This window comes from Desulfobulbus alkaliphilus (genome assembly GCF_016918545.1).
Taxonomy (GTDB): domain Bacteria; phylum Desulfobacterota; class Desulfobulbia; order Desulfobulbales; family Desulfobulbaceae; genus Desulfobulbus; species Desulfobulbus alkaliphilus.
The window spans coordinates 102,437-112,018 of the sequence record NZ_JAFFQC010000013.1; the positions used below are offsets into that span (position 1 = coordinate 102,437).

The window sequence follows — 9,582 nt, forward strand, 5'->3', positions numbered from 1 at the left end:
CGTTCATGACACGAACAGATTTATGTCCTCTTGTGTGGTACTTTCCTTTTCAGCTCGAGCCAGGTAAAATTAAACGCATTCTCTTGAACCGGCAGAACGCTAAGCAATAGAAAATATCATGAAAATATAAACACATAAACTCTTTTTTTCTGTGAAAAAAAGCATTCTGCCCTGCGGGAAATCCCGGCAATTATTAGTGCAAAAAATAATGGATAGAGTAAGAAAGAACGGGTTATGCTGGTACGTTGAACTTTTTTCCATCCAAGAACGAAGATCTTTAACACAATGAAACCAAAAACAATTTGCACACTTCTAGCCGCCCTGACCCTGGCAGCGGGATCCACCACCGGAGCCCTGGCCGCCGATCCGATTAAAATCGGTGTTGCCGGAGCCCATAGCGGTGATCTTGCCTCCTATGGTCTGCCGACATTAAAAGCTGCCCAGCTCGTTGTCAAAGAGATAAACGAAAAAGGCGGCATCAACGGCGCGCAGGTCGTCATTCTGGTCGAGGATGATGTCTGCAAACCGGAAGTTGCCACTAACGCTGCCACCAAGCTGGTCTCAGAGGGTGTTCACGCCGTTATCGGTCATATCTGCTCAGGAGCCACCCGGGCAGCCTTACCCATCTATCGGGAAGCAAATATCCTGGTGATTTCCCCTTCAGCCACCACTCCAGCTCTGACCCAAAGCGGCGACTACCCGAATTTCTACCGGACCATTGCTTCGGACGACGCGGAGACACGTACGCAGGTCGATTTCGCCCTTGATGTTCTCGAGGTCAATACAATCGCTGTCATCCATGACAAAGGGGACTACGGCAGGGGGCTGGCGGAATACGCCAGGCAATTCCTCGAAGAATCCGGTCGGGTCGAAGTGGTCCTGTTTGAAGCAATCACACCCGGCGTTGTCGACTATTCCGCGGTGGTGACAAAAATCCGGCGTTCCGGCGCCGAAGCTGTCATTTATAGCGGTTATCACCCCGAAGCGGCGAAAATTGTCGGCCTGATGCGGCAGAAAGGAATGGACGCCTTATTCATTTCCAGTGATAGTGCCAAAGACGCCTCTTTCATCAGAGTTGCCGGAGCAAATGCGGAAAATGTCTATGCCACCGGGCCTGCCGATGTGTCCAGCAACCCTGTTGCCCAGAAATACCGAGAAAAATTCATGGAAACTGAAGAAGCCGAACCCGGCGCCTTTTTTGATAACGCCATTGCCGCAACCCTTGCCCTGACCAATGCCATCGCCAGAGCCGGCTCTACCGATCCGGAGGCAATAGCCCAAATCCTGCATGAGGAAGAGACGGTTACACCTTTTGGCAAGATCAAGTTTGACCCCTCCGGTGAACCTATCGGTATCGGTTTTACCATGTATCAGGTTCAGGACGGGCAGTACGTCCAGGTCCAGTAACCGAGACCTGAATGCATGAAGATGGCGTACGGACGGATGCCCCGAAGGGCGGCTGGTGAAAGGTGTTGTCAAGGGTTCAGCTGCAATTATATTATAATTACAAATAAATATATCCGAAACAAGGTTCCAGCCGTCACGGATTCAGGTTGGTATCTGCAACACTGTGAGGCCTTGCGAGGCAAGGATACGGAATAGACAACAATGAATGATATAATCAAGACGGGAGTGATTGGCGTCGGCTACCTTGGCCGATTCCATGCCCAGAAATATGCAGCCATGGAGGATGTCGAGCTGGTGGGTGTGGCCGACACCGATCCGATGCGGGCACAGCTGGTTGCCGAGGAATGCACCACCCAGGCCTTCTCGGATTATCGGGACCTGTTGCCCCTGGTGGATGCGCTCTCCATCGCCGTGCCGACGCTTTTTCACCATCAGATAGCCCGGGAGTGCCTGCAACGCTCCGTGGATGTCCTGGTGGAAAAACCGATCACCACAACCCTTGAAGAGGCGGACGACCTGATCGATCTGGCCCGCCGCGGCCAACGCATCCTTCAGGTCGGCCACCTGGAACGGTTCAATCCCGCGGTTCTGGCCCTGCAGCCGCAGCTTACCTATCCTCTGTTCATCGAAGCCCACCGTCTCGGTGTTTTCAAGGAACGGGGCACGGATGTCGATGTAGTCCTCGATCTGATGATCCATGACATCGACATCATTCTCTCCATTGTCAAAGCCGACATCGAGACCATTGTGACCGCCGGGGCGCCGGTGATTACCCCTTTGACCGACATCGCCAATGCCCGCATCATTTTTACCAACGGTTGCACCGCCAACATCACCGTCAGCCGAATTTCACTGGAGAGCATGCGCCGCATGCGCATCTTCCAGCCGGGACGCTACCTGTCTGTGGACTTCGGAAAGAAAGAAGTGATGACTGTCCGGCTCAAACCAGGGGATGAAGGCAGCCATCCGATTCCGGAGATTGAAAAATCATCCTTTCCCGACCAGGACGCCCTCGAATTGGAGCTGCGTGACTTCATCCGATGCGTCCGCGGCCGCAACCGACCGGCGGTGGCCGGCGAGGAGGGGCGACGAGCCCTGGATGTGGCTCTGCAGGTGGTGACCCAGATCAATACACATCGAGAAAAATTCAAGGCACTGCTGGAAGAGGAAAACAGCTTCAACTCTTCGATCTCTTCGATTTCCGGCTGAATAGCCTCGCTGCTCTTATGAAAAAACAGCTCAGGACTTCTTCAGGCCGAGAAATCATGATCGTGGCTGGAGAGGCCTCGGGCGACCTCCACGGAGCCAACCTGGTGCGGGCCATGCGGGCCAGGGATGCAAACCTGCGCTTCTGCGGCATGGGCAGCAGGGAGCTGGCAGAGGCTGGAGTGACAATCTTCTCCGACGCCTCCAGACTGGCGGTGGTCGGTGTTACCGAGGTCCTCAGTCATCTCGGGGATATCCTCCGGGCCCGACGGACGCTGATCGAGCGGATGCACACCCACCGCCCGGACCTGCTCATTCTCATCGACTACCCTGATTTTAACCTCTGGCTGGCCGCCACAGCCAAAAAACTGGCCATACCGGTGCTCTACTATATCAGCCCCCAGGTCTGGGCCTGGCGCAGCGGTCGAACCCGGGTAATCAGCCGGCTGACCGACCGAATCGCCGTTATCCTGCCCTTTGAAAAGGAGTTCTACGCCCAGCGTGGTTATGTGGTCGACTTTGTCGGTCATCCACTGCTGGATTCAGTCCAGCCGGAACTGGAACCCGGGGAATTTCTCAGCCGCCACCACATCGATCCGGCCAGAAAACTGATCGGCCTTATTCCCGGCAGCCGCACAAAGGAAGTGAAGGCCCTGCTTCCTGCTTTTCTCGACGCCGCCGGCCGGATGGCCGCTGATCATCCCGATAGGTACACCTTTCTCATCCCGCGGGCTTCGACCATCGAACGACGCATTCTCGACGAAAACGGTCTGGCCGCCTGGAACCATCGTCTCGATCTGCGGATCGTCGACAGTGAACGTCATGCCATGATGGCGGCCTGCGATGCCGCCGTCGCCTCCTCGGGTACGGTTCTTCTGGAATTGGCCATTCTGGGCACCCCCACAGTGGCCGCCTACCGCATCTCACGCCATACCTATCTCCTTGGCAAATTGCTGATCCGGCATCTGCGCTTCTTTTCCCTGGTCAACCTGATCGGCGGCCGCGGTATTATCCCGGAACTTCTCCAGGATGCGGTCACCCCTGAACGGATCACCGAGGAGCTGCGCCAGCTCATGGACAACGAAAGCAAACGCACCGCCACCCTGGCCGGCCTGGCGGAAGTGCGGCAGCGGCTGGGCAGCCCTGGGGCCTCGGAACGGACCGCAGCCATCGCCTTTGAACTCCTTTCCCAGACACACCAATGCCTGAATCCGTGACGGCTGGGCTCTTATTTAATATATTTTGCTGTACTCACATTATAATTGCAGCAGAATCCTTGAAGATAACCTTCACCAGCCGCCTTTCGGGGCGTCCGTCCGCACGCCATCTTTATTGCCCGTAACCTTCCGATAAAGTGCACTTTAATCGAACGGTCACGAACAACAAAGCTGACGCACGGACGAACGCTCACGGATCCAGGCAATGAATATGGATGAAATCCCCCCCATCGAAATACCCATCGACGGCACCCTGGATCTTCATGTTTTTCGCCCCGCGGATGTCAAATATCTGGTTCCCGACTACCTCGAAGCCTGCCGGAGCAAAGGTATTCTCCAGGTCCGCATTGTCCATGGTAAGGGGACCGGCGCACTGCGACGGACGGTTCATGCCATCCTGGAAAAACTCGAGACCGTCGCCTCCTTCAAGCTGGGCGACGAAAGCAGCGGATCATGGGGCGCTACTCTGGTGACCTTGCATCCGGTGAAACGACCGGCATCGATTCGATGAGACCGTGGGCCGCCGCGAGCTTGCGCACCTGAAGCATAAAGGTCGAGGGCAGCGGCAAGGGACGGTCTTCCTGAAGGATCCCCAGGGCACGGGCCATCAGCAGGGACGGGATGGAATGGATGCCCTCCTGGTTGTCACAGATGGTTTTCATGCGCAGGGCATCGGTGAGCATGGGGCCCAGGTCACCCACTCGCAAGGCGAGTTCTCGCAACTCCCGTTCCACCAGTTCTCTGTTCTCGGCGGCAAAGGACCTCACGGTATGGTCAAGCGGCTGGGTGCCGAACAGGTTGTTGATCACAGCACCGGCCAGATGGGTATGATAGGGTTCGGCCCGATCAACATAGCGTTTGCGCATATCTTCCCTGAGCACCTTGAACAAAACCATCTGCACCGTGACCACCGCCTCGCGCATCACCGGAATCAGCTTCCTGTCAACTCTGCCCGTATCCCGGGACATCCTGGCATCGCTCATAGCACCATCCTCACCGCCGGGTCACCGGACAGCAGCTGGTAAAGCTGCAGTCGTTCCGCCTCATCGCGGACAGTGACCTCCAGGTTAAGGCTGCAGTAGCGCCCACCCGAGCTGACATTGGCTTCCGAGATGGTACAGCAATCAGCGTTTATCCGGGCGGAGATGGCCCGGTACAGGGCAGCCCGATCCTCGCCGATGAGCCGGTAATGCCAGCGACAGGGATAGTGTATTTCCGGCTTGCACCCTTGAGGTGTATGCATATTGTTCCTCCTTTTTTGCGCCGTTATAACGTGAGCGATGGTCACCTTCAACGGGAAAGACAAAACCCTGTCAAAACAGCAGTCCGTGCCCTGGCTTGACATCGAATGCAAGGAGCAACACCATGGCCGCCTGCGAACTCCAGCCCTGTACCCAAACGGGCCCGGAACCTGATCACCTTAATGCATTGGCGAGGAAAAAAGACCGGAAGCCCTTCCATTGATCAGGGTAATCTGATCGTTGAGGGTCCACATGTCGTAGACATACCCCAGGCCAAGGACGCCAAAGGTGAGCAGATAGAAGATGCCGCTCCATATCTTGCCCATGTACAACCGGTGCACCCCGAAGAAGCCAAGAAAAACCAAAAGCAGCCAGGCCAGATTGTAATCGATCGGGCCGGGGAGATAGCGGATATCCGCCTCGCGATCCATCGCGGGAATAAGAAAGAAATCAACAATCCAGCCGATAAACAACAGGCCGAGAGTGAGGAAATACAGGGTTCCGGACACAGGCTTGCCGTAATAAAAGCGATGCGCACCCAAAAAACCGAAAATCCAGGCAAGATAGCCAATCACTATATTGTGGGAGGATTGCTTGACGGCCATGGTTGCTGCCCGGTCATATATTTCTTGAACAGCGCGATACGCGCCAGTGAGTCGGCGATACGCTTTTCATTGATCCGGCCGCTGTCAAGCAATTCGTCGATGGCCTGCACAGCCACTTGAACCGCATCCGGCTGGAGGGCAAGATTATTCCCCACCACCAGCACATCGACCCCGGCCAACACCGCGCGCTGAACCGCCTCCCGATAGCCCCAGCCATTGCTGATTGCCCGCATCTGCAGGTCATCACTGAACACCACACCGTTGAAACCGATCTGGCGGCGTAAAATCCCTTCCACCATCGCAGAAGACAGGGTCGCCGGCATTGCGGATGGGTCAAGGTGACGGTTGACCAGATGCGCTGTCATTATTCCGTCACTGTAGCCACCTGCCACCAGCCACTGGTAAGGATTCAGTTCCGTGGCCAGCCAGTGGTCGGTGCTGTCGACAAAACCAAGATGTGAATCACCGCCGGCACTGCCGTGGCCAGGGAAGTGTTTCAAACAGCAGCCCACACCATGCTGGTGATGGGCCGTAACGAAGAGAGACGCATACGTGCTCACTCTTTCAGCTTTGGCACCAAAACTGCGGCCATACCTGCCGATGATCGGATTGTGTGGATTGAGATCAAGGTCGACCACCGGTGCGAAGTTGAGATTGATACCGTGGGTCGCCAGCATGGCCGCCGCGTTCCGCTGATAGTCAAGAAACGGGCCTTTCTCGGTTTCCGCCAATTTGGCTTGCTCCGCAGCGCTCATGGAGGGGGAAAAGCCATCCCTCTCCTTGAGTCGACAGACCCTGCCGCCTTCCTGATCAACAGCGATGAACAGCCTTGTCTCTGCGTAGCCCTGCAGACTGGCCGTTAACTGACGCAGCTGAGAAGGAGACACAATGTTCTGCACGCTGCCGTCCACGTTGCGATCAAAGAGAATCACCCCCCCCAGCCCATGGTTGCGGATGACATCGACGAGCCAGTGATCCGGCGCGATCCGGCACCCGCGAAAACCGATCAGCAGCATCTGTCCTGTAGGCAACCTGTTTCCCATTCCCGTTCCCCATCCTGCCACAAGCCGATTCAGCCAGGCCTGACCCGACTCAGCAATTCCGCACCCTCAGGATGTGTTGACAAAATCATGACAGCAAGCAGAAATTCACACCAAGCCTGGAATCTTCTCGCCAACCACCACAGTCACCAGCCAGCCCTACGACCGGGCCGTATTCGTTCCCCTCGGGCTGCCGCCATCAGTGACACTAGATCCAATCCCCTGTTTTACTGTAATAAATCAATATATGACCGCAGGAAAAGATCGAGAGAGGGTAGATTGCAACCGGCCGAGTCAAATTTTTTGTACTTTCAGGCATACTTTTAGCTTAAGAGGGATCAGGCAACGACCGCACCGCTTCTGCAGCCAAACTGAACCCCAAGCAGAATTGACCTCGAATGAGCCCCTGTGGTTGCATTGGGGCCTCAGGTGACCAACGGCCGACTAGACTGCCAAAAAATCGACACCCAAAACATCAACACCAACTGCATGGCAACGATATTTCGTCAGGTGGGCTCTATGGATATGAAAGTACATCAAGAACAGGTGGACGTGCAGATCGCGACAGCTATGGAAAACCTGCTTTCCGAGCTTAGCCATTACCGTCAACAATCAGAAAAACTGAAAAAAATTAATACGTTGCATCAGAAATTAGCCGGAATTCTTGACCTGCCTTCCATGATAGAAGCCTACTCGGTCTGGTTGATGGAGTTTATTGACCACGAACTTGTCGGCTACAACAATCCGGAATGGCAGCGGATGCACATGTTCTGCTCCTATCATGGTCCCAAACGGAGGCAGGCTATTCAACTCGCCCGGGAAGCTCTGGAGTGCCCCATGGAGAGCAAACCCACCCCCTCCCAGACTGACGGATTTCACATCCACCAATGGGGGTTCAACAGCGAGGACTGCTACGGTCTACTCGTCTTGCTGCGCAAGGGGAAAGCCCTGACCTGGGAGGAGTTGGCATTCATCGATGAATCGCTGACCATCTTGGCCGACCCCTTGAAGCGGGCCCTGGAATATGAGAAAATTTTTGCTCAAGCGCGCCGGGACAGCTTGACCGGCCTGCCCAACCGTTTTGTCCTTGAAGAACGTATTGGCCCCATGGTCGAACAGGCCAGCCGTCATGGCCACCCTCTCACCCTGGCAGCACTGGACCTGGATCATTTCAAAGAGGTCAACGATAGCATGGGCCATTTCATGGGCGACCGAGTGTTGCGACAGGTTGCCGAGATCCTGCAGCAGGAAATCCGCCTCACAGACCTTCTGGTGCGCATGGGCGGTGACGAATTCCTCATTGTCCTGCCCGACACCAGTATCCACGATGCCTGTCACCTGGCGGAACGGCTCTGCCGGGCCGTGGAACAACTCGATATCACCACCGCTTCCGGAAAACTTGCGATGAGCATCGGTCTATCGGAATGGAGCCCCGGCATGAGTATCAGCGCCTGGATGGAACAGACCGATGACATCCTCTACCAGGCCAAGGCCAACGGCAAGGCGCAGGTCGCCATGAACTGACAGGGGCTCCTGCCCCTTTTTTTCAAGTTTTAATGATCTACCTGAGACAACCTGGACACGACCCTGAATCCGTGACGGCTGGAGGCTTGTTTTGGATCCATGATGATAACTTTCACCAGCCGCCCTTCGGGGCATCCGTCCGCACGCCATCTCCATTGCCCGTAACCGTCCGATAAAGTGTCCTTTAATCGAATGGCCACAGACAATAAAGCTGACGCACGGACGAACGCTCACGGATCCAGGACGGCAACATTATTTCAGGTTCCCGTGACGAACATTCTGATGGCGATGCCGCGCTGACCGCTCTTGAAAAACGACCAGACGGCTGCGTCATCAATGGGGACGAAGCTGAATACGCAGCGGGATGCAATGCATCGACCGGTCCTTCTGGATGGTATGATCCAGCCGCCAACTCTCGCAAACCACCTCGCCGCCCAGCAGCTTCTCCACTTCCGCCACGATCCCCTTGATGTTGATCAACGGGTGGCGGGAAAACACCTCCGGCAGTCCGTAGGTGAGATTGCAGGCGAGACAGCGCCCCGGACGTTCGTGCAGGTTCAGGTGCAGGGTCAGCAGGCCGGCGGCCTCATCATACCTCTCGAAACTCAAGGAAATATCATAGGCACCTTCAGAAGCATCACCAAAGAGCGCCTCAAAAAAATCATCTGTCCGTTCGGGCGGAAACAAATCCCGCATTGTTTTTTCGGTAAATATCTGTTCCGGAGTGTTCATCACAATTTCCTGGCACTATCAGTTAAAAGAATTTTCCATGGTCTTTCCCATACCTGTACAAGCGCGATATTTCCATGCTCGACTAAGCGGAATGAATTCGCAGCAGGGAGTACAGATAAGAGAACCCGCCTGCTGCCACTTTGTCGGACATGGACCCGCGGGATATATGCGGATCAGAATGAAATTATCGCCGCTCACCGTCTGGCATCAAGTATTGTGTGAAGGGCGACTTTACCCAGTCTTGGTCCCCGCTGTCAACATTGATTGCACCGCGGATTTCTCTATGGTAGAATTTTCAGGATGCAAGTCCCTGTTCATCCTCCACCTGTCCAGCAGCCCTTGAATGTTCAAGAGGCATTGAACCCGGCCCAGAGCGCCGCGGTGACCCACGGTGACGGCCCCATCCTGGTGATCGCCGGAGCCGGCAGCGGTAAAACCCGGACTCTGGTCCACCGGATGGCGTATCTTATTGGTCAGGGCGTGGCACCGGAATCCATCCTCCTGCTGACCTTTACCCGACGGGCAGCGCAGGAAATGCTGCACCGTGCAAGCCAACTGACCGACCGGTCCTGCGGGCGGGTGATGGGCTGTCTCTATTACACATTTCCAA

Annotated in this window: 11 protein-coding genes; 6 read left to right on the plus strand and 5 right to left on the minus strand. The window is 55.5% G+C overall.

The genetic code is table 11. The annotated features are described in order from the left end of the window. Positions 1-285: 285 nt before the first annotated feature. The 4 genes from JWG43_RS08890 to JWG43_RS08905 all read left to right on the plus strand — a co-directional run bounded on the left by JWG43_RS08890 (position 286) and on the right by JWG43_RS08905 (position 4,341). Positions 286-1,407 carry a branched-chain amino acid ABC transporter substrate-binding protein gene (locus JWG43_RS08890; RefSeq protein ID WP_205242561.1) on the plus strand — a complete coding sequence of 374 codons (1,122 nt, stop codon included), beginning with the start codon at positions 286-288 and terminating at the stop codon, positions 1,405-1,407. A 201-nt stretch (positions 1,408-1,608) separates the two neighbouring features. Further along, positions 1,609-2,616 (plus strand): Gfo/Idh/MocA family protein, encoded by a 1,008-nt coding sequence (locus tag JWG43_RS08895; RefSeq protein ID WP_205242562.1) that lies wholly within the window; start codon positions 1,609-1,611, stop codon positions 2,614-2,616. Between the two features lie 17 nt (positions 2,617-2,633). Continuing rightward, positions 2,634-3,830, plus strand: coding sequence for a lipid-A-disaccharide synthase (gene lpxB / locus JWG43_RS08900; protein WP_205242563.1), 1,197 nt, complete (start codon positions 2,634-2,636; stop codon positions 3,828-3,830). A 211-nt stretch (positions 3,831-4,041) separates the two neighbouring features. Further along, entirely contained in the window at positions 4,042-4,341 is a 300-nt protein-coding gene (locus tag JWG43_RS08905; protein ID WP_205242564.1) for a Smr/MutS family protein, read from the plus strand. On the opposite strand, the gene JWG43_RS08910 is transcribed toward JWG43_RS08905, so the two are convergent. From JWG43_RS08910 to JWG43_RS08925, 4 genes are all read right to left on the minus strand, one after another. Next, the gene (locus JWG43_RS08910) at positions 4,292-4,813 is read right to left on the minus strand and encodes a hypothetical protein (protein ID WP_240193481.1); all 522 of its coding nucleotides are present in this window, start codon (positions 4,811-4,813) and stop codon (positions 4,292-4,294) included. The two genes, JWG43_RS08905 and JWG43_RS08910, sit on opposite strands and share 50 nt — an antisense overlap. Continuing rightward, positions 4,810-5,073: an HP0495 family protein gene (locus tag JWG43_RS08915; RefSeq protein ID WP_205242565.1), complete on the minus strand. Its 264-nt coding sequence runs from the start codon at positions 5,071-5,073 to the stop codon at positions 4,810-4,812. Before JWG43_RS08915 ends, JWG43_RS08910 begins: the two co-directional genes overlap by 4 nt. Positions 5,074-5,250: 177 nt before the next feature. Then, positions 5,251-5,676, minus strand: a complete 426-nt coding sequence (locus JWG43_RS08920) for an NINE protein (protein ID WP_205242566.1) — start codon at positions 5,674-5,676, stop codon at positions 5,251-5,253. Continuing rightward, a complete protein-coding gene (locus JWG43_RS08925) occupies positions 5,646-6,719 on the minus strand; it encodes a glycoside hydrolase family 3 N-terminal domain-containing protein (RefSeq protein ID WP_205242567.1) in 1,074 nt (357 codons plus the stop codon). The genes JWG43_RS08920 and JWG43_RS08925 overlap by 31 nt, the downstream gene beginning before the upstream one ends. Positions 6,720-7,235: 516 nt before the next feature. Here JWG43_RS08925 and JWG43_RS08930 point away from each other — a divergent pair. Further along, positions 7,236-8,240 (plus strand): GGDEF domain-containing protein, encoded by a 1,005-nt coding sequence (locus tag JWG43_RS08930; RefSeq protein WP_205242568.1) that lies wholly within the window; start codon positions 7,236-7,238, stop codon positions 8,238-8,240. Positions 8,241-8,573: 333 nt separating this feature from the next. Here the strand turns inward: JWG43_RS08930 and JWG43_RS08935 are convergent, their stop codons facing one another. Beyond that, on the minus strand, positions 8,574-8,972 hold the full coding sequence (locus JWG43_RS08935; protein ID WP_205242569.1) for a pancreas/duodenum homeobox protein 1: 399 nt from the start codon (positions 8,970-8,972) through the stop codon (positions 8,574-8,576). Positions 8,973-9,272: 300 nt separating this feature from the next. Between JWG43_RS08935 and JWG43_RS08940 the strand changes: the two genes are divergently transcribed. Beyond that, positions 9,273-9,582, plus strand: a 310-nt coding sequence (locus JWG43_RS08940; protein WP_205242570.1) for a UvrD-helicase domain-containing protein, incomplete at its 3' end; no start/stop codon positions are given.